This is a genomic window from Paraburkholderia phenazinium, from assembly GCF_900100735.1.
Classification (GTDB): domain Bacteria; phylum Pseudomonadota; class Gammaproteobacteria; order Burkholderiales; family Burkholderiaceae; genus Paraburkholderia; species Paraburkholderia phenazinia.
This window is the reverse complement of record NZ_FNCJ01000025.1, coordinates 56,292-76,124: the sequence shown is the minus strand read 5'-3', so window position 1 is coordinate 76,124 and position 19,833 is coordinate 56,292. Positions and strand designations below refer to the sequence as shown.

Sequence of the window (19,833 nt, the reverse complement as noted above, 5' to 3'; positions counted from 1 at the left end):
TACTGTAAAGAGGTCCGGGGCTGGCCCGAACCGTCCAATCAGAATGCCGTTCCGATCTGGAACTGGAATTTCTGGTACTGATCACCACTATGCTTCGTGAGCGGGAAACCCAGGCTCAGCTTGAGCGGCCCGATCGGCGAGATCCATGCAAGGCCCACCCCGTAGCCGTAGCGCAAGCCGTTCGCGCCTACGCTGTTGCCTTCATCGCCCCAGACGTTGCCGGCATCAAGGAACGTAAACACCCGCAGGGTGCGATCATAGCCTGTGCCCGGCAACGGGAACGTTAATTCGACGTTCCCGACCAGTTGCTTCGAGCCGCCGATCGGGTCGCCGGTCGTCGCATCGCGCGGTCCGAGTGAGCTCGGCTCATAGCCGCGCACCGTACCGATACCGCCCGCGTAGTAATTCTTGAAGATCGGGTAAGGCTTGCCACCCAGGCCATTGCCATAGCCGCCCTGGAGGTTGAAACCCAGCACGAAACCACGCGCAAACGAATAATAGTACTGCGCGGTGATATCAGCCTTGTAATACTGCGTGCCGCCGGCCGGCGTGCCCATTTCGGCGTTCGCCTGGGTAAAGTAGCCGCGGCTCGGCACCAGCGCGCTGTCACGTGCGTCGCGCGACCAGCCTACCGTGATCGGCACGTTGTTCGACACGCGGCCGAACTGGTTCACGTAGTCGATATAGCTTTGCGGCGTAGCAGCATCCACATCGAGCGTGTTCTGCTCGAGTCCGGCGCCGAAATATACCGTATCGACTTCCGAGAACGGAATGCCGAACTTCAGGTCCCCGCCTACCGTGACGATCTTGAAGCTCGAATCCGTCGAGTAGTAGAGCGGCTGCTGGGTCCGATAGTAGACGTCGGTAATGCGCTTGATGCCGTCCACCGTGAAGTACGGATCGACCTGGGTGACGGTGAGCGTACGGTACGTCTTCGCGGTGTTGATATTCACCCCGAGGCTCGTACCGGAGCCGAATACGTTGTCCTGCGATACGCCTGCCGAAATGATCGGACCTTCGCCCGAACCGTAACCGACGCCCAGCGTAATCGAGCCGGTCGGTTTTTCCTTGACGTTGACGTTGACATCCACCTGGTCTTCGGTGCCTTCCACCGGCACCGTGGTCACGTCCACGTCCGAGAAGTAGCCGAGACGGTTCACGCGGTCCTTCGAGAGCGCGAGACGGTTCGAGTCGAACCATGAGCTTTCGAGCTGGCGCATCTCGCGGCGCACCACTTCGTCGCGCGTACGGGTGTTGCCGGTGATATTGATGCGGCGCACGTAGACGCGGCGGCTCGGGTCCACCTGCAGCGTCAGGTCGACCTTGTGGTGTTGCTGGTCGATCAGCGGCTGCGCATTCACCGTGGCGAAGGCATAGCCATACTCGCCGAGCTTGTCGACGAGCGCCTTGGTGGTAGCCTGCAGCTTGTCCGCCGAGAAAACTTCGCCGGTCTTGACCTTGACGAGCTTGTCGAGCTCTTCTTCGCGCTCCAGCAGGTTGCCGGCCAGATGAACGCCGGAAATCGTATACGGCTCGCCCTCATGCAGAGAGAGCGTCAGGTACATGTCTTTCTTGTCCGGCGAGATCGACACCTGGCTCGATTCGAACGAGAACTCGAGGTAGCCGCGATTCAGGTAGTACGAGCGGATCTTCTCGAGATCGCTGGTCAGCGTGTCTTTCGAATACAGGTCGTTCTTCGTGTACCACGAGAACCAGTTCGGCGTGGACTGCTGCATTTCATCGCGCAGCGTGCTGTCGCTAAACGCCTTGTTGCCGATGAAGTTGATCTGGCGAATCTTCGCGCTCGGGCCTTCGTCCACCGAGAACAGCAACGCCACGCGGTCGCGGTCGATCGGCGTGACGGTGGTCTTGACTTCAGCGGCGTAGTAGCCGCGCGTCAGATACTGACGCTTCAATTCCTGCTCCGCCTTCTGGGCGAGCGCCGTATCGTAAAAGCGGCCTTGCGACAGTCCGACCGAGCGCAATGCCTTGGTCAGGTTGTCCTTATCGAATTCGCGCAGGCCCGAAAAGTCGATCGTGCCGATGGCCGGACGCTCGCTCACCTGCACGATCACGATCGCGCCTTCGGTGAGGATCTTCACGTCATTGAAGAAGCCGGTGGCGTACAACGCGCGAATCGCTTCGGAGGCCTTGTCGTCGGAGAAGGTATCGCCTTGCCGGATGGGCAGGTAGGCGAACACGGTGCCAGGCTCGATTCGCTCCAACCCTTCGATACGGATGTCTTGCACCACGAACGGTGACGTCGCATGGGCCGCCAACCCATGCGCGGCTAACGCAGCAGCAGCTACCGATTTAGGTACAAGGCGGTGAGGTTTCAACAACGTACTTCCCCAATGTAAAGCTCAATCATGCCGGGCGGCTGCTCCTCGCGAGCGCCGCCGGACACTTCAAAAATGGATCAGGCGAGCCAGATCGTTGAAAAGCGCGATCGCCGACAAGGCGACGATACAGGCCAGTCCAGCTCTCTGCAGAACGAGCTGCCAGCGGTCGGAAACAGCCTTACCGGTTGCAGCTTCAACCAAATAATATAACAGATGCCCCCCATCCAATACCGGAATTGGGAGCAGGTTAAGTACGCCCAGACTGATGCTGACAAGGGCCAGGAATGACAGGAATGCCGAGGGACCCAACCTCGCGCTCTTACCTGCGTAGTCGGCAATCGTGACCGGCCCTGACAGATTTTTCAGCGACGCTTCGCCGGTGATCATTCGGCCAAACATCCGCACCGAGTAAGCCGCGAGATCCCATGTCCGGCGCGCGCCCAACTGCAGGCTTTCGAGCGGGCCGTAACGCACGGTGATGGACGGCACCTGGGTCGCCAGCTCCGCGCCGATGCGGCCGATCTCCTGGCCGCTGGTGTCGTCATGCTGCAGTTGCGGCACGACGTGAAGGTCCCGTGTTTTGCCCGCTTGCTGCGCGTCGCCGCCACGCTCGACCTGCAGCGTAATGCTCTTGCCCGCATGCGTCTTCACATAGGCGATGAAGGCCGTCGCGTTATCGGTGGGCGTGCCGTCGATAGAGATGAGGCGATCGCCCGCGACGAGGCCGGCTTGTTGCGCCGCACTGCCCGGCTGAACGCCTGCCACGATCAGCTTGCCGCCACCCGGCTCGAAGCCGAGACGCGACATGAAGTCGTCGTCGACGTCCTTCTCGGACACGTCACGCAGATCGAGCGGGAAATCGGAGATGCCGTGGCTGTCTTTCGCGCTCAGGACAATGCGCCGATGATCGAACGCGGCGCCGAGCATCTTCCAGCGCAGATCGGACCACGAACGCACCGGCTCGCTCTCGGCCGCGTCGGCATTGCGCACCGCGACCACGGTCTCACCGCCGTCAAAACCGGCGATTGCCGCCGCTGTATTCGGCGCCGGCGCGGCGACGATGGCCGACGGCTCGCTCACGCCGGTGGCGAACACCGCGGCGAACAGTACGATGGCAAGGAGGAAATTGGCGATCGGGCCGGCCGCGACGATCGCAAAACGCTTGGCGACATGCTGACGGTTGAACGCGTGAGGCAACTCCTCGGCGGGGATCGGCGCGCCCGCTTCACGCTCGTCGAGCATTTTCACGTAGCCGCCTAGCGGCAACGCGGCAATCGTCCACTCAGTGCCCGTCCTGGGGCTGACCCACTGAACCAGTGGCTTGCCGAAGCCGATCGAAAAGCGCAGCACCTTGACACCACACCAACGCGCAACGCTGTAGTGGCCATACTCGTGAACCACCACGAGCACGCCTATCGCAACGACGAAGGCGAGCACTTCGATCAGCAGGTTCATATTCGCCTCACTGGACGGCACGTTCCGCGCGAAGGGCGTCGTGCGGCAGACGCTGGATGAAATCGGCAGCCGCCCGGCGCGCGGCCGCGTCGGCTTCGATTACGTCGTCGAGCGCGTGGGCGCTGCGGTTGGGCAGCGCGTTGAGCACCGCGTCGACAACTTGCGCGATCGCCATAAAGCCGATCTTGCGCGACAGGAAGGCATCGACCGCTACCTCGTTGGCCGCGTTCAACGCAGCGCTGGCAATACCGCCTTCGGCGAGCGCTTTCATGGCCAGCGCGAGACACGGGAAGCGCGCGTAGTCAGGCCGCTCGAACGACAGCGACGCGACCTGCACCAGATCCAGCTGGGCCACGCCGGAATCGACCCGGTCGGGGAACGCCAGCGCGTGCGCGATCGGCGTGCGCATGTCAGGATTGCCGAGTTGCGCGAGCACCGAACCGTCGGCATACGAGACCATCGAATGGATCACGCTCTGCGGGTGAATCAGCACTTCGATGCGCTCGCCCGGCAGCGCAAACAGCCAATGCGCCTCGATGACTTCAAGGCCCTTGTTCATCATGGTCGCCGAGTCGACCGAGATCTTGCGGCCCATCACCCAGTTGGGGTGCTTGCAGGCCTCCTCGGGCGTCACGTTGACGAGACTCGCAGGCTCGCGGGTGCGGAACGGACCGCCTGACGCCGTCAAGATGATCTTCGACACGCCGCCATGCTGTGCAGCTTCGCGCGGCAGACACTGGAAAATCGCATTGTGTTCGCTGTCGACGGGCAGCAGGATGGCGCCGTGATCGCGCACCGCGTCCATGAAGATCGCGCCGGACATCACCAGCGCTTCCTTGTTGGCGAGCAGGATGCGCTTGCCGGCGCGGGCAGCAGCCAGACTCGGCGCGAGACCCGCGGCGCCGACGATGGCAGCCACCACCGTATCGCAGTTGTCGCTCTTCGAGACGTCGACCAGCGCTTGCGGGCCGTACGTGACCTCGGTCTTGCAACCGGCCGCGCGGAGCTTGGCGGCGACTTGCGCCGCGGTGTCGGCGTCGCCGACCACAGCCACTTCAGGCGTAAAGCGCAGGCATTGTTCGACGAGCTTGTCGCCGTTGCGATGCGCGGTGAGCGCGTAGACCGAAAAGCGCTCGGGATGACGCGCGACGACGTCGAGCGTGCTGTCTCCAATCGAGCCCGTGGAACCGAGCAGTGTTAGACGTTTTTGCATATCTCTTTCTCTAGCCGAGCAACAGCATTGCGAGCGGCAGCACCGGCAATAATGCGTCGATGCGGTCAAGGACGCCACCATGTCCCGGCAGCAGCCCGCTTGAATCCTTTACGCCGGCTTGACGTTTTAACAGCGACTCGAACAGGTCGCCAACCACGCTGAACGCCACCAGAACAGTCAGCGCAACCAGCGTACGGACGGCGCCGAGGCGCTCGAGCAGCGCAGAATACAGGGTCGGTTCAAAAGCGTGTACCCCAATCGCCACGGCCGCGACGATCACGACCGCCAGCCACCCGCCAATCGCCCCTTCCCATGTCTTACCGGGACTGATGGCGGGCGCCAGCTTGTGTTTGCCAAGCGCCTTACCCGCAAAGTATGCGCCGATATCGGCCAGCCAGACCACTAGCAACAGGGACAGAACAAACGGCACGCCGGCCATGCGGGCCGCGACCAGCGCGTGCCAGCAGGCGACAAAAACGACGATTCCGGCCAGAAACAGGAACAGGCGCCAGGCGCCCTGCGCCAGCGTCGGCTTGCGCAACAGTACGTACGGGCCGGCCAGCACCCAGAACACGGCGGCGGCCTGGAACAGCGGCCGCGGCAGGCGCATACCGGTGCCGAGCTTGGTGCTCGCCACCAGGGCTACCGCCGCGATCAGCGCGTAAATAATGGGACCGACGCCGCCGACTTTCAGCAAACGCGCCCATTCCCAAGCGCCAAAGACGACGACAAACGCGATCAGCGCGCCGAACGCGCCCACCGGCGCGAACAGCGTGACCGGCAAAAACACAGCCAGCAGGACGATCGCCGTGATAACACGGGTTTTTAGCATGGAAGCGAATCGACGTTTTGCGATTGCGGCTCGAGCTGAGCGCTGGTGCGGCCGAAGCGGCGCTCGCGCTCCGCATAGGAATCGATCGCGTGGCGCAGCGCCTCGGCGTCGAAATCCGGCCAGAAGGTGTCGGTGAAGTAGAACTCGGTGTACGCGAGCTGCCACAGCAGGAAGTTGCTGATGCGCTGCTCGCCGCCGGTGCGGATGAAGAGGTCGGGCTCCGGTGCGTACGCCATGGCGAGGTGCTCGGCGAACGATTCCTCGGTGACCTCGACGGCCTCGCCCGCCTGCGCCGATTGCTCGGCCAGCTTGCGGGTGGCCTGCATGATGTCCCAGCGGCCGCCGTAGTTGGCGGCGATGGTCAGGGTAAGACGGGTGTTGCGGGCGGTTTTGGTCTCGGCGCGGCGGACCAGATCCTGGATGCGCTTGTCGAACATCGCCAGGTCGCCGACCACGCGCAGGCGGATGCCGTTGGCGTGCAGCTTGCCGATCTCGCGCTCGAGCGCGGTGACGAACAGACGCATCAGGAACGATACTTCGTCGTTCGGACGGCGCCAGTTTTCGGAACTGAAGGCAAACAGCGTCAGGTACTCGACGCCGGAACGCGCACACGCCTCGACGGCGGCACGCACCGCGTCGACACCGCGTGTATGGCCTGCCACGCGCGGCAGGCGGCGCTGCGTTGCCCAACGGCCATTGCCGTCCATGATGATCGCGATATGTCGCGGCACCGCCGCGACATCAGGCACGCGAACGGTTGAGCTGGTATAGGTCATGGCCGTCGGGACAATAACTACAAAAAAAGAAGTAAAGACCTGAAGATGCTGAAGCCTGACGGCCTCAAACCGTCATGATCTCGGCTTCTTTGGTCGTCACGAGCTTATCGATTTCGGTCACGAACTTGTCCGTCAGCTTCTGGACATCGTCACCGGCACGACGCTCGTCGTCTTCGGAGATTTCCTTGTCTTTCACGAGCTTCTTCAGTTGCTCGTTAGCGTCACGGCGCAGGTTGCGCACCGCGATCTTGGCCGTTTCGGCTTCGCTGCGTGCGACCTTGGTCAGCTCGCGGCGGCGTTCTTCGGTCAGCGCGGGCATCGGCACGCGGATCACGTCGCCTTGGGTAGCCGGGTTCAGGCCCAGATCGGAGTCGCGAATCGCCTTTTCGACGACCGGCACCATCTTCTTTTCCCACGGCTGCACGCCGATCGTGCGTGCGTCGATCAGCGTCATGTTCGCGACCTGCGAGATCGGCACCGGCGAGCCGTAATAGTCGACCTGGATGTGATCGAGCAGGCCCGTATGCGCACGGCCCGTGCGGATCTTCGACAGATCGTTCTTGAACGCGTCGATCGAGCGCTGCATCTTTTGCTCGACGCCCTTCCTGATATCAGCCACTGACATTTTTAAACCTCCGAACCTTCAAAACGGTGCGAGCCGGCCAGCGTGCGAGTAGCAGCGGCCCGGGCCCGCGTTAAAGCCCACGTTATGTGAACGAGAGTTTACACGTGGACGAGCGTACCCTCGTCCTCGCCTTGCACAATGCGCTTTAGCGCACCCGGCTTGACAATCGAAAACACGCGGATCGGCAGTTTCTGGTCGCGGCACAGCGCAAACGCCGTGGCGTCCATGACCTGCAGATTGCGGCCGATCGCCTCGTCGAAGCTGATCGTCGTGTAGCGGGTTGCCGTCGGGTCTTTCTTGGGGTCGGCCGAATACACGCCGTCCACTTTGGTGGCCTTCAGCACGACTTCCGCGCCGACTTCCGAACCGCGCAGCGCGGCTGCGGTGTCCGTCGTGAAGAACGGGTTGCCCGTGCCGGCCGCGAAAATCACGACCTTGCCTTCTTCCAGCTGACGGATTGCCCGGGGGCGGATGTACGGCTCGACCACCTGATCCATGCGCAGCGCGGACTGCACACGCGCCTCGATACCGGCGTGGCGCATTGCGTCCTGCAGCGCCAGCGCGTTCATCATCGTCGCCAGCATCCCCATGTAGTCGGCCGTCGCACGGTCCATGCCGGCCGCGCCGCCCGCCACACCGCGGAAAATATTGCCGCCGCCGATCACCACGGCGAGCTGGGTACCGAGCCGCACCACCTCGGCCACGTCCGCCACCATTCTTTCGATCGTCGCGCGATTGATGCCGAAGGCATCATCGCCCATCAGAGCTTCACCGGAGAGTTTGAGGAGGACGCGTTTATAGGCAGTGGGCATAGGGATATCCAGATCGCGCAGAACAGGGCAACAACAAGGAACTAACTGTAGGGGTGAAATGCTGATTCGGGCAAGCGTCGCCAAATTGACGAACCGCAAAGTTCAAACGCGGTTCGCCAGAGGCGGCTGCAAGGCGAGGGTCAACCCGCATGCAGCCTTGCGGCGCCGCCGGCCGCGGCAGGGTCTTGCCCCGCCGCGGGTCCAACGGTATTGCGGTAAAGCCTTGTAAAACTTATTGTTGCTTTGCAGCAGCCACTTGAGCCGCCACTTCAGCTGCAAAGTCGTCCTGCTTCTTCTCGATGCCTTCGCCGACCACGAACAGCGCGAACTTCTGCACGCTCGAGCCTGCAGCCTTCAGCATCTGTTCGATTGTCTGCTTGTCGTTCTTAACGAACGTCTGGTTCAGCAGCGAGACTTCCTTCAGGTACTTCTGCACGCTGCCGTCGACCATCTTGGCGACGATTTCAGCCGGCTTGCCCGATTCGGCGGCCTTCTGTTCAGCAATGCTGCGTTCCTTGGCGATCAGGTCTGCCGGGACGTCGTCCGACGACAGCGAAACCGGCTTCATGGCCGCAATGTGCATTGCGACGTCCTTGCCGACCTGCTCGTCCGCGCCGGTGTACTCGACCAGCACGCCGATACGCGTGCCGTGCAGGTATGCAGCCAGCTGGTTGGCGGTTTCGAAACGCACGAAACGGCGGATCGAGAGGTTTTCGCCGATCTTGCCGACCAGCGCCAGACGCACTGCGTCGACCGTCGAACCTTCCAGCGGCAGGGCTGCCAGCGCAGCGACATCAGCCGGGTTTTTTGTCGCGACCAGCTCGGCGATCTGCTTCGAGAAAGCCAGGAAGTCGTCGTTCTTCGAAACGAAGTCGGTTTCGCAGTTCAGTTCGACGATTGCACCCACCTTGCCGCCGATGAACGAGGCGATCACGCCTTCAGCCGTGACGCGCGAAGCGGCCTTGCTGGCCTTGTTGCCGAGCTTTACGCGCAGCAGTTCTTCAGCACGCGCCATGTCGCCGTCGGCTTCCGTCAGCGCCTTCTTGCATTCCATCATCGGCGCGTCGGTCTTCGCGCGCAGTTCTGCAACCATGCTTGCGGTAATTGCCGCCATCATTCGCTCCTAGAGTCTGTCTTTCACACACCGCCCGCATTTCGATGCCGGCGGCAAGAATTCGTTTCCGTACAGTGCGGATTTTTTCGCACTGTAACCAGGTGTCGCGACTTAAAAAAAGGGGGCCTGTAGAAAGCCCCCTTTTTTGCCGGACACAGGGCAGCCTTACGCTTCCGAGTTGACCTCGACGAACTCGTCGCCGTCACCACCACGTGCAGCCTGCACCACTTCGTTGACCGCGTTTGCACGGCCTTCGAGGATCGCGTCAGCCACGCCTTGCGTGTACAGGGCGACAGCCTTCGATGCGTCGTCGTTACCCGGGATGACGTAGTCGATGCCTTCCGGCGAGTGGTTCGTGTCGACCACTGCGATAACCGGCACGCCGAGCTTGTTAGCTTCGGTCACGGCAATCTTGTGGTAGCCGACGTCAACCACGAAAATTGCGTCCGGAATGCCGCCCATGTCCTTCACGCCGCCGATCGACTTTTGCAGCTTGGCGATTTCGCGTTCGAACAGGAGCGCTTCCTTCTTGCTCATGCGTTCCGTTTCACCGGCTTCCAGCGCTGCTTCCATGTCTTTCAGGCGCTTGATCGAAACCTTCAGCGTCTTGAAGTTGGTCAGCATGCCGCCGAGCCAGCGTGCGTTGACATACGGCATGCCAGCGCGTTGCGCCTCTTCGGCGATCGTGTCGCGCGATTGACGCTTCGTGCCAACGAACAGGATCGTGCCGCGGTTAGCTGCCAGCTGACGCACATACTTCAGTGCGTCGTTGTACATCGGCAGCGTCTTTTCGAGGTTGATGATGTGAATCTTGTTGCGATGACCGAAAATGAAGGGGGCCATCTTCGGGTTCCAGAAGCGCGTTTGGTGACCGAAGTGGACACCTGCTTCCAGCATTTGACGCATGGTAACTGCCATGTAAATCTCCGCTAGGGTTGGGTCTTAAGCCGGCTGCCGTATCGGCCGCGCCGTCTTCGCCGCTTTTGCGTTTGCGAGGACCTGACGCGACGGACACCCTGGGTGCTGCCGGCTTGCGAGTCATTCCTGTAGCGCACACAACCGCCACAGGCCAGTCTGCCCCACGAATTTTCCACAAAACCGAATAATGTGGAGCGACTTAGCCAGAGATTATAGCACGTGACTATCGGTAGACTCAACCTGCCCGGTATCCCCGAATCGGTGCGCGGGTTGCACCTTACGGCGGCCGGGCGGTCCGCCGCCCTCTCAAAACCCTGCGAGAGCCGGAATATGGTGCGATAATCTATAAATAACCGCATTTTCAGGCCCGACTCATGGCTATTACGCTCAAAAACGAACACGATATCGCGCAGATGCGCGTCGCCTGCCGGCTGGCGAGCGAAGTGCTCGACTACATCACCCCGCTGGTCGTCGCCGGCATTACCACCGGCGAGCTCGACCGCCTGTGTCACGAATACATGCTGAAGGAACAGGGCACGATCCCGGCGCCGCTGAACTATCAGCCGCCCGGCTACCCGCCCTATCCGAAGGCCACCTGCATTTCGGTCAATGACGTGATCTGCCACGGCATTCCGGGCGACAAGACGCTGAAGAACGGCGACGCCCTGAATATCGACGTCACCGTGATCAAAGACGGTTACTTCGGCGATACGAGCCGCATGTTCATCGTCGGCGAAGGCTCGATTCTGGCCAGGCGGCTTGTCCAGACCACCTACGAGTGCATGTGGCTCGGCATCGACCAGGTTCGCCCCGGCGCCCATCTGGGCGACATCGGCCACGCGATCCAGCGCCATGCCGAAGGGCAAGGCTACAGCGTGGTGCGCGAGTATTGCGGCCATGGCATCGGCACCGTCTTCCACGATGATCCGCAGATCCTGCACTACGGCCGTCCGGGCACGGGCATCGAACTGCAGGCGGGCATGATTTTCACGATCGAGCCGATGATCAACGCCGGCCGCCGCGACATCCGCACCATGCCGGATCAATGGACGGTAAAAACCAAGGACCGCAGCCTGTCCGCGCAGTGGGAGCACACGATCCTCGTGACCGAGAGCGGCTACGACGTGCTGACGGTTTCCGCCGGCACGCCGGCGCGGCCGCCGGTCGTCGCGGCCACCACGGCTTAACCGCCCCCTCGTCCCCACCCGCGCGCGCCCATGAGCAGTGTTCCAGCCGTCGCCCTTTCCGATGCCACGTCGCTCAAGGCGGACTATAAGGTGGCCAAAGCCAAGTTGCTGGAACGCTTCAAGCTGGCAACCAACGTCGAATCGTTGATGGGCGCGCTCTCGCGCACCACCGACGAGGCGCTGCGCGGCGCATGGAACGCCTGCGACCTGCCTCCTTCCCTTGCCCTGCTGGCGGTGGGCGGGTACGGGCGCGGCGAACTCGCGCCGCATTCCGACATCGACATTCTGGTGCTGCTGCCCGATCACCCCATCGCCCATCTCGAAGCGCGCATCGAGCGCTTCATCAGTCTGGCGTGGGATCTGGGGCTGGAACTCGGCAGCAGCGTGCGCTCGGTCTCGCAGTGCCTCGAAGAGGCTGCCAACGACATCACCGTGCGCACCTCGCTGCTGGAGGCGCGCCGCATTACCGGCAGCACGGCGCTGTTCGACGACTTCGCAAAGCGTTATCGCGACGCGCTCGATGCGCGCGCCTTTTTCCAGGCGAAAGTGCTGGAAATGCGCCAGCGCCATGCCAAATTCCAGGACACGCCGTACGCCCTCGAGCCGAACATCAAGGAAAGCCCGGGCGGCCTGCGCGACCTGCAGTTGATCCTGTGGGTGACCCAGGCGGCTGGCTTCGGCAGCAGTTGGCAGGAGCTGGAGGCGCGCGGCCTGATTACCGAGCGCGAAGCCCGCGAACTGGAGCGCAACGAAGGTTTTCTGAAGGCGCTGCGCGCCCGGCTGCACGTGATTGCGGGACGGCGCCAGGACATCCTCGTATTCGACCTGCAGACTGCGGTGGCCGAGAGTTTCGGCTACAAGCCGACCGCCACCAAGCGCGCCAGCGAACAACTGATGCGCCGCTACTACTGGGCCGCCAAGGCGGTCACCCAGTTGGCGACGATCCTGATCCAGAACATCGAAGCGCAACTGTTTCCGAACACGAGCGGTATCACGCGAGTGCTGTCGGATCGCTTCGTCGAGAAACAGGGCATGCTCGAAATCGCCCGTGAAGATGTGTTCGAACGCGAGCCCAACGCGATTCTCGAAGCCTTCCTGCTGTACGAGCAGACCCCCGGCGTGAAGGGCCTGTCGGCGCGCACGCTGCGCGCGATCTACAACGCGCGCGACGCGATGGATCAGCATTGGCGGCGCGACCCGGAAAACCGGCGTCTCTTCATGGAGATTCTCAAGCAGCCCGCGGGGATCACCCACGCGCTGCGGCTGATGAACCAGACCAGTGTGCTGGGCCGCTACCTGTTGAACTTCCGCCGTATCGTCGGGCAGATGCAGCACGACCTGTATCACGTCTACACGGTCGACCAGCATATCCTGATGGTACTGCGTAACCTGCGCCGCTTCGCGGTGGCCGAGCACGCTCACGAATACCCGTTCTGCAGCCAGTTGATCGCCAACTTCGAGCGCCCGTGGGTGCTGTATGTGGCGGCGCTGTTTCACGACATCGCCAAAGGCCGCGGCGGCGACCATTCCACGCTCGGCATGGCCGACACACGCCGTTTCTGCCGCGAACACGGGATGGACAACGGCGACGGCGAACTGGCGGTGTGGCTGGTCCAGCACCATCTGACGATGAGCCAGGTCGCGCAGAAGCAGGACACCAGCGACCCTGAGGTCGTCAAGCGGTTTGCCGAACTGGTGGGCACCGAGCGGCGCCTGACGGCACTGTACCTGCTGACGGTGGCCGACATTCGCGGCACCAGCCCGAAGGTCTGGAATGGCTGGAAAGGCAAGCTGCTCGAAGACCTCTACCGGGCCACGCTCGCCGTGCTGGGCGGCGCTCGCCCGGACGCGCACTCGGAACTGAAGTCGCGTCAGGAAGAAGCGCTTGCGCTGCTGCGCCTCGAAACCGTGCCGGACAACGCCCACCAGGCGCTATGGGACAAGCTCGACGTCGGCTACTTCCTGCGTCACGACGCGGCGGATATCGCGTGGCAAACGCGCGTGCTGTACCGCCATGTCGAAACGCCTACGCCTATCGTGCGCGCCCGTCCCTCGCCAGTCGGCGAAGCCCTGCAGGTGCTGGTCTACGTGCAGGACCGCCCTGACCTCTTTGCCGGGATCTGCGCGTATTTCGACAAGAACGGGTTGTCGGTGCTCGACGCCCGTGTCAGCACGACCCGTCACGGCTACGCGCTGGACAACTTTATTGTCCAGCACACCGAAGAGGACGTGCATTATCGCGACATCGCCAATCTGGTCGAGCAGGAACTGACCGCACGCCTCACGGCGGATGGCACCCTGCTGCCGGATCCGTCGAAGGGGCGCTTGTCGCGCCTGTCGCGAACCTTCCCTGTTACGCCGCGCGTCGACCTTCGGGCCGACGAACGTGGTCAGTACTACATCCTGTCCGTGTCGGCGAACGACCGGCCAGGCCTTCTTTATTCGATCGCGCGCGTGCTGGCCGAGCACCAGGTCGGCGTCCAATCGGCGCGGATCAATACGCTCGGCGAACGCGTAGAGGACGTGTTCCTGCTGGACGGACGCGGCCTCTCGGACAACCGCCTGCAAATTCAGGTCGAGACCGAACTGCTGCGCGCGATCGCAGTGTGAGATTTCATGCGAGTCAAATTGACAGCCAAGCATCCGCGCTCGGGTTCGCCCGAACGCGCCCCTGTTCGCTCGGGTAGTACCACCGCGCGTAAGCCGACGCGCCCTGCCGGGCCGCGGCCCGCTACGCCGGCGGCTGCCGGCGGGCGCGAAACAGCGCCGGGCGGGGCCGGCAAACGTCCGGCGGGCAAGCCTGCGGGCTTTGCGGGTGGCGCTGGCCGCCCGCAAGGCGGCGCTCGGCCGCCGCGCGCCGAGGGATCGTTTTCGCGCGACCGCGATGCGGGCAGCACTGGCGCGCCCCGGCGTGCGCCGTCGGAGCGGCCGCCGCGCCGCGATGGCGATGCGGGTGCGCCGCGACGGTTTGAAGGCGAACGTGGTGAACGGGCGCCGAGGAAGTTCGAAGGTGAGCGCAGCGAGCGCGCACCGCGTCGCTTCGAGGGTGAACGTGGCGAGCGTCCGCCAAGGAAGTTCGAAGGTGAGCGTGGTGAACGTCCGGCGCGTAAGTTCGAGGGTGAGCGCAGCGAGCGCGCGCCGCGACGCTTTGAAGGCGAGCGGCCCGCACGCTTTGACCGCGGTGAAGGCAGCGGCCGCCCGTCCTTTGGTGCACCGCGCGGCCCGCGTAGCGCCGATGACGCTCGCGGCCCCCGTGCCCCGCGCGCCGCTGGCGGCTTCAACGCAGGTCCGCGCGACGAGCAACGCCCGGGCCGACGCGAACGCGAAGAAGCACGCGAACGTGGCAACTCCGAGCGCCCGCGCTTTGGCGCCGGCCGCAGCGGTTCCGATGAGCGTCGCAGCTTCGAGCGTCCGCCGCGCGAAGAAGGCGCCCGCCGTGGCCCGCCGGGTGGGCGCAGCGAGCGTCCGGCCTCGAATGAACGCGGTTCGTCTGAGCGCGGCGAGCGTTCGTTCGCCAATCCGGTCAAGCGGACGTACGGCGATCGCCCCGAGCGCGCCCCCCGCGAGGACCGTGGCACGCGAGCACCCGCCCCGCGCGGGTTCGGCGATCGGCCGCCGCGTGCTGAGCGTTCGGAACGCTCGGAGCGCACTGAACGCGGCGCGCGCAGCGACCGTCCCGCTGGTGCCGGTTACGGTGCCGGCGCTGGTGCCCGCGCACCGCGCAGCAACGACCGCCCGGCTCCCGGCAGCCGCTTCGCCGAGCGTGAGCGTCCGGCCCGCGCCGACAAGGCGCCGCGCCCCGAGCGTGGCGAAGAAGCCGCTGCGCGTCCCGCCGCGCATCGCCGCGATCACGACGACGCGCCGGGCACATTACGTCTGTCGAAACTGATGTCGGAGCTTGGCCTGTGCTCGCGCCGCGAAGCCGACGAATGGATCGAGAACGGCTGGGTGCGTGTCGATGGCGAAAAGGTCGACACGCTCGGCTCCAAGGTCCGCCCGGACCAGCGCATCGAGATCGATCCGGCCGCCCAGGCGATCCAGGCACGCCTCGTCACGATCCTGATCCATAAGCCGGTTGGCTATGTGTCGGGTCAGGCCGAAGACGGCTATCAGCCGGCGGTCACGCTCGTCACCCCGGAAAACCGCTGGGAAGGCGACAACTCGGACATCCGCTTCTCGGTGTCGCACCTGCGTCAGCTCGCTCCGGCGGGCCGGCTCGACATCGACTCCACCGGGCTGCTCGTACTGACCCAGGACGGCCGGATTGCCAAACGGCTGATCGGCGGGCATTCGGAAGTCGAGAAGGAGTACCTGGTGCGCGTGACCTACGGCGAGATGACGAGCGAAATCGATCAGAATTTCCCGCCCGAAAGCCTCGAACTGCTGCGTCACGGCCTGGAACTCGACGACGTGCCGCTCAAGCCGGCCAAGGTGAGCTGGCAGAACGGCGAGCAGTTGCGTTTCGTCCTGCGCGAAGGCAAGAAGCGGCAGATTCGCCGTATGTGCGAACTGGTCGGCCTGGAAGTAGTGGGCCTGAAGCGTGTGCGGATGGGCAGCGTGCCGCTTGGCGCCTTGCCGCCGGGACAATGGCGTTATCTCGCGCACGACGAGTCGTTCTGATCGTACGGCGCGGCCGCCGCGCGTTGAGCGCTGCGCGGTAGATAGCGCAGCGGATGTAAAAAAGCCCACGTGAAAGCGTGGGCTTTTTTTCTGCGTGGCGTGGTCCGGCCAGGCATCGGGCGGTGCGGCAGCCCGCAAGGGCCCCAGCAGCCGCGACCCACTCAATCGTCGCTGTTCGGATCCATATCCGGGAACAGCACTTCCGTGAAGCCGAACTTGGCGAAATCGTTGATCCGCATCGGGTACAGCTTGCCGATCAGGTGATCGCACTCGTGCTGCACGACGCGGGCGTGGAAGCCCTCGGCGACACGGTCGATCGGAGCACCGAACTGATCGAAGCCGTGATAGCGGATCATCGAAAAACGGCTAACGGCGCCGCGTAATCCTGGCACCGACAGACAGCCTTCCCAGCCCTCCTCCATATCCTGCGACACCGGCGTAATGGTCGGATTGATCAGCACCGTTTCCGGCACCGGCGGCGCATCCGGATAGCGTTCGTTATGCCCGAAGCCGAAAATCACCACCTGCAGGTCGACCCCGATCTGCGGCGCGGCGAGGCCCGCGCCGTTCGCGTCGTGCATGGTCTCGAACATGTCCTTCACGAGGGCATGCAGGTCGGGCGTGTCGAAATGGTCGACCGGGGCGGCGATGCGCAAAAGGCGCGGATCGCCCATCTTGAGAATTTCGCGGATCATGTTATCTGCCCCTCCAGGAGCTTACGCATACCATCTTCGTCGAGCACAGGGATGCCAAGTTCCTCGGCTTTCGCAAGTTTGCTGCCTGCCTCGGCACCGGCCACCACATAATCGGTTTTCTTCGACACGGAACCGGCCACCTTGGCGCCGGTCGCTTCGAGCATTTCCTTCGCTTCTTCGCGCGCCAGCGTCGGCAAGGTGCCCGTCAATACGACGGTCTTGCCGGCCAGCACGCCCTGCGGCGCCTTCGGCGCAGGCGGGCCTTCCGGCCACGTCACCTTGCCCGGCGCACGCAGTTGCTCGATGACCGTGCGGTTGTGCTCTTCGGCGAAAAACCGCTGAATCGACTCGGCCACCACCGGGCCGACGTCGTTCACCTCCAGCAGCTCTTCGACCGTGGCGTTCATGATCGGATCGAGCGAGCCGAAATGCTTGGCCAGGTCCTTCGCCGTCGATTCGCCGACCTGGCGGATGCCGAGCGCGTAAAGGAACCGCGCGAGTGTAGTGTGCTTGGCCTTCTCGAGCGAGTCGAGCAGGTTCTGGGCGGACTTCTCGCCAAAGCGGTCGAGTTCGGCGAGAGTCTTGAAGCCGAGATTGAACAGGTCGGCCGGGGTGCGCACGAGGTTCAGTTCGACCACCTGGTCGATGATCTTCTCGCCGAGCCCATCGATATCCAGCGCGCGGCGTTGCGCAAAGTGCCACAGTGCCTGCTTGCGCTGCGCCGGGCAGAACAGGCCACCGGTGCAACGGGCGATCGCCTCGTCCGGCAGGCGTTCGATAGCCGAGCCGCACACCGGGCACTGCGTGGGCATGACAAACTCGGCGGCATCTGCCGGCCGGCGATCCAACAATGCGCTCACCACCTCCGGAATTACGTCGCCGGCACGCCGCACGATCACGGTGTCGCCAATGCGGATGTCCTTGCGGCGCACCTCGTCCTCGTTATGCAGCGTCGCATTGGTCACCGTGGCGCCGCCGACGAACACTGGCTCCAGGCGCGCCACCGGCGTGATCGCGCCGGTACGGCCCACCTGCACGTCGATGGCCAGCAGCTTCGTCAACGCTTCCTGAGCCGGAAACTTGTGCGCCAGCGCGAAGCGCGGTGCGCGCGATACAAAGCCGAGCACGTCCTGCTCTGCACGCGCATTGACCTTGTAGACCACGCCGTCGATGTCGTACGGCAGCGCGTCGCGCTTCTCGCCCACCGCGCGGAAGAATCCCAGCAGTCCTTCAGCGCCCTCCACCACGGCTCGCTCGCCGTTGACCGGCAAGCCCAGCTCGCCATACCAGTCGAGCATTTCGCTGTGGGTGGCGGGCATCGGCTCGCCGTCGAGCACACCAATGCCATAAGCGAAGAACGACAGCGGACGTTGGGCGGTGATCCTGGAATCGAGCTGGCGCAAACTGCCAGCCGCCGCGTTACGCGGGTTCGCGAATTCCTTGAGTCCGGCCGCGCGTTGCCGCTCGTTCATGCGTTCGAAATCGCGCTTGAACATCAGCACTTCGCCGCGCACGTCGAGCACCTTCGGCACGCGCTCGCCTTTGAGCGTCAGTGGAATAGAGCGGATCGTCCGGACATTCTGGGTCACGTCTTCGCCAGTGGTGCCGTCGCCTCGCGTGGAAGCCTGCACAAAGCGGCCATCGACATAGCGCAAGGAAATCGCCAGTCCGTCGAACTTGAGTTCGCAGGCATAGCGGACCGGCGTTTTGCCGAGCGCATCGGCAATGCGCTTGTCGAACGCAGCGATGTCTTCGTCGGCGAAACCGTTGTTCAGCGAGAGCATCGGCTGGTCGTGCAGGACCGGCTCGAAGCCGCTCGCAGCCTCCCCGCCCACACGTTGAGTGGGCGAATCCGGCGTAACCAGATCCGGGTGCTCCGTCTCGATCTGTTGCAGCTCCTTGAAGAGCTTGTCGTACTCCGCATCCGGCAGATCCGGCTGGTCGAGTACGTAGTACGCATAGTTCGCGCGTTCAAGTTCCGCGCGCAACCACGCGGCGCGTTCGGCCGGGCTGCTCATAGCTGGGTTTGGGACGGTGGTTCGGGTCATGCTATCGGAAGATTCGCCGGTGAAATTCAGACGTCAGATTATCTCAGGAACGGCCCGCCGTGGACATTGGCCGGAAGGCCAGTTTCGTATGCAGTGTCATCCAGGCGCTGCATCGATCATGCAGGCAATGCAGACGACGGCGGCGGGTTCAACGAGCAACGGTGTCGCTCCGGCACAGCCCGGGTTAGCCTTGGCCGAACGGCTAACGTTTGCGCCGTCGCATTGACACTCGTGCGGCGCAATGCGACTGTGAGCGCATGTCCCACGTGCCGCATCCGCAGAACTACTAGAGGAGGATTCATGGCAAGCTTCGTCGCGCTCAAGCAAAGCGGCCTCCGCCGCCTCGCCTCGCTAGCCATGGCAGTGTTCGTCACCCTGTTCGTCTGGCACGCCGCGCCGGCCTGCGCGCTCGAACAGGTGGTCAGCTTGCCGGTGGCTGACAACGCCACGATCTCGTACCTGCTCACGCAAAAGGACGGTAGCCACCCGGAATGGATCCTGGTGATGTTCGCGGGCGGCGACGGGGCTTTGCAACTTGCACAGGCGAGCGACGGTGCGATCAGCATGCGCCTGAAGAACAACTTCCTCGTGCGTGCCCGTACGCTGCTGGCCGACGAGCGCTTTGCGACCGCCCTGGTCGACGCGCCCTCCGACCAGCCCGGCGGCTACTCGGACACGTTCCGCGCGTCGCCGCGTCACGCGCAGGATATCGCGCGCATCGCGGCCGACCTGCGCACGCGCTTTCCCGAGGCAAAGCTGGTGCTGGTCGGCACGAGCCGCGGGACGATTTCATCGGCGTTTATCGGCCGCGCGCTGCCCGATACCTGGGACGCGGTAATCCACACATCGACGCTTAGCAGTCCGGCACGCGGTCAGGCGCTGCCGCTAATCGGCTTCAACTACGGGGAGATCCATGCACGGCAACTCTTTGTGCATCACGTCGATGATGGCTGCTTTCTATGCTCGTTCAGTGCAGCGAAGCGTATCGCGGACGATGGGCATGACCTGATTGCCGTCAGCGGGGGAAGCGCAAAAGGCAACCCGTGCGAAGCCATGGGGCATCACGGTTTCTATGGACAGGATGAAGCGGTGGTGGCCGCGCTCAAGGCGTGGATCAGCGGCGCGCAATGGCCGAAGGAGATTGATTGAGCTACGTACCCGCGATGGCGGCGAGATTGGCCTAACTGAGCAGCCGT

At 63.7% G+C, this 19,833-nt stretch carries 15 protein-coding genes; 4 read left to right on the top strand and 11 right to left on the bottom strand.

Translation table 11 applies throughout. The features are described 5' to 3' along the window. Nucleotides 1–38: 38 nt before the first annotated feature. From bamA to rpsB, 9 genes are all read right to left on the bottom strand, one after another. The gene (gene bamA, locus BLQ92_RS34845; RefSeq protein WP_090694082.1) at nucleotides 39–2,342 is read right to left on the bottom strand and encodes an outer membrane protein assembly factor BamA; all 2,304 of its coding nucleotides are present in this window, start codon (nucleotides 2,340–2,342) and stop codon (nucleotides 39–41) included. A gap of 66 nt (nucleotides 2,343–2,408) precedes the next feature. After that, nucleotides 2,409–3,797, bottom strand: a complete 1,389-nt coding sequence (rseP, locus tag BLQ92_RS34840) for an RIP metalloprotease RseP (RefSeq protein WP_090694079.1) — start codon at nucleotides 3,795–3,797, stop codon at nucleotides 2,409–2,411. 7 nt (nucleotides 3,798–3,804) lie between these two features. Next, nucleotides 3,805–5,010 carry a 1-deoxy-D-xylulose-5-phosphate reductoisomerase gene (locus tag BLQ92_RS34835; RefSeq protein ID WP_090694075.1) on the bottom strand — a complete coding sequence of 402 codons (1,206 nt, stop codon included), beginning with the start codon at nucleotides 5,008–5,010 and terminating at the stop codon, nucleotides 3,805–3,807. A 10-nt stretch (nucleotides 5,011–5,020) separates the two neighbouring features. Then, a complete protein-coding gene (locus BLQ92_RS34830) occupies nucleotides 5,021–5,842 on the bottom strand; it encodes a phosphatidate cytidylyltransferase (protein ID WP_090694071.1) in 822 nt (273 codons plus the stop codon). After that, complete coding sequence (locus BLQ92_RS34825; RefSeq protein WP_090694065.1) at nucleotides 5,836–6,618, bottom strand: undecaprenyl pyrophosphate synthase; 783 nt, start codon at nucleotides 6,616–6,618, stop codon at nucleotides 5,836–5,838. Before BLQ92_RS34825 ends, BLQ92_RS34830 begins: the two co-directional genes overlap by 7 nt. Before the next feature lie 64 nt (nucleotides 6,619–6,682). Further along, complete coding sequence (frr, locus tag BLQ92_RS34820) at nucleotides 6,683–7,243, bottom strand: ribosome recycling factor (RefSeq protein ID WP_074264281.1); 561 nt, start codon at nucleotides 7,241–7,243, stop codon at nucleotides 6,683–6,685. A gap of 98 nt (nucleotides 7,244–7,341) precedes the next feature. After that, nucleotides 7,342–8,055, bottom strand: coding sequence for a UMP kinase (pyrH, locus tag BLQ92_RS34815; RefSeq protein WP_074264280.1), 714 nt, complete (start codon nucleotides 8,053–8,055; stop codon nucleotides 7,342–7,344). A 232-nt stretch (nucleotides 8,056–8,287) separates the two neighbouring features. Further along, nucleotides 8,288–9,169, bottom strand: coding sequence for a translation elongation factor Ts (tsf, locus tag BLQ92_RS34810; protein ID WP_090694061.1), 882 nt, complete (start codon nucleotides 9,167–9,169; stop codon nucleotides 8,288–8,290). Between the two features lie 165 nt (nucleotides 9,170–9,334). Beyond that, nucleotides 9,335–10,087 (bottom strand): 30S ribosomal protein S2, encoded by a 753-nt coding sequence (rpsB, locus tag BLQ92_RS34805; RefSeq protein ID WP_090694058.1) that lies wholly within the window; start codon nucleotides 10,085–10,087, stop codon nucleotides 9,335–9,337. Nucleotides 10,088–10,461: 374 nt separating this feature from the next. Between rpsB and map the strand changes: the two genes are divergently transcribed. The 3 genes from map to BLQ92_RS34790 are packed head-to-tail and all read left to right on the top strand — an operon-like array spanning nucleotide 10,462 to nucleotide 15,894. Further along, the gene (gene map / locus BLQ92_RS34800) at nucleotides 10,462–11,274 is read left to right on the top strand and encodes a type I methionyl aminopeptidase (RefSeq protein ID WP_090694055.1); all 813 of its coding nucleotides are present in this window, start codon (nucleotides 10,462–10,464) and stop codon (nucleotides 11,272–11,274) included. 30 nt (nucleotides 11,275–11,304) lie between these two features. Next, the gene (locus BLQ92_RS34795) at nucleotides 11,305–13,884 is read left to right on the top strand and encodes a [protein-PII] uridylyltransferase (RefSeq protein WP_090694052.1); all 2,580 of its coding nucleotides are present in this window, start codon (nucleotides 11,305–11,307) and stop codon (nucleotides 13,882–13,884) included. 6 nt (nucleotides 13,885–13,890) lie between these two features. Next, nucleotides 13,891–15,894 (top strand): pseudouridine synthase, encoded by a 2,004-nt coding sequence (locus BLQ92_RS34790; RefSeq protein WP_090694048.1) that lies wholly within the window; start codon nucleotides 13,891–13,893, stop codon nucleotides 15,892–15,894. 161 nt (nucleotides 15,895–16,055) lie between these two features. On the opposite strand, the gene def is transcribed toward BLQ92_RS34790, so the two are convergent. Next, nucleotides 16,056–16,589 (bottom strand): peptide deformylase, encoded by a 534-nt coding sequence (gene def / locus BLQ92_RS34785; protein ID WP_090694045.1) that lies wholly within the window; start codon nucleotides 16,587–16,589, stop codon nucleotides 16,056–16,058. After that, complete coding sequence (gene ligA / locus BLQ92_RS34780) at nucleotides 16,586–18,637, bottom strand: NAD-dependent DNA ligase LigA (RefSeq protein WP_090694041.1); 2,052 nt, start codon at nucleotides 18,635–18,637, stop codon at nucleotides 16,586–16,588. Before ligA ends, def begins: the two co-directional genes overlap by 4 nt. A 300-nt stretch (nucleotides 18,638–18,937) precedes the next feature. Here ligA and BLQ92_RS34775 point away from each other — a divergent pair, with 300 nt between their 5' ends. Next, nucleotides 18,938–19,786 carry a hypothetical protein gene (locus BLQ92_RS34775; protein WP_090694036.1) on the top strand — a complete coding sequence of 283 codons (849 nt, stop codon included), beginning with the start codon at nucleotides 18,938–18,940 and terminating at the stop codon, nucleotides 19,784–19,786. Nucleotides 19,787–19,833: the final 47 nt, after the last annotated feature.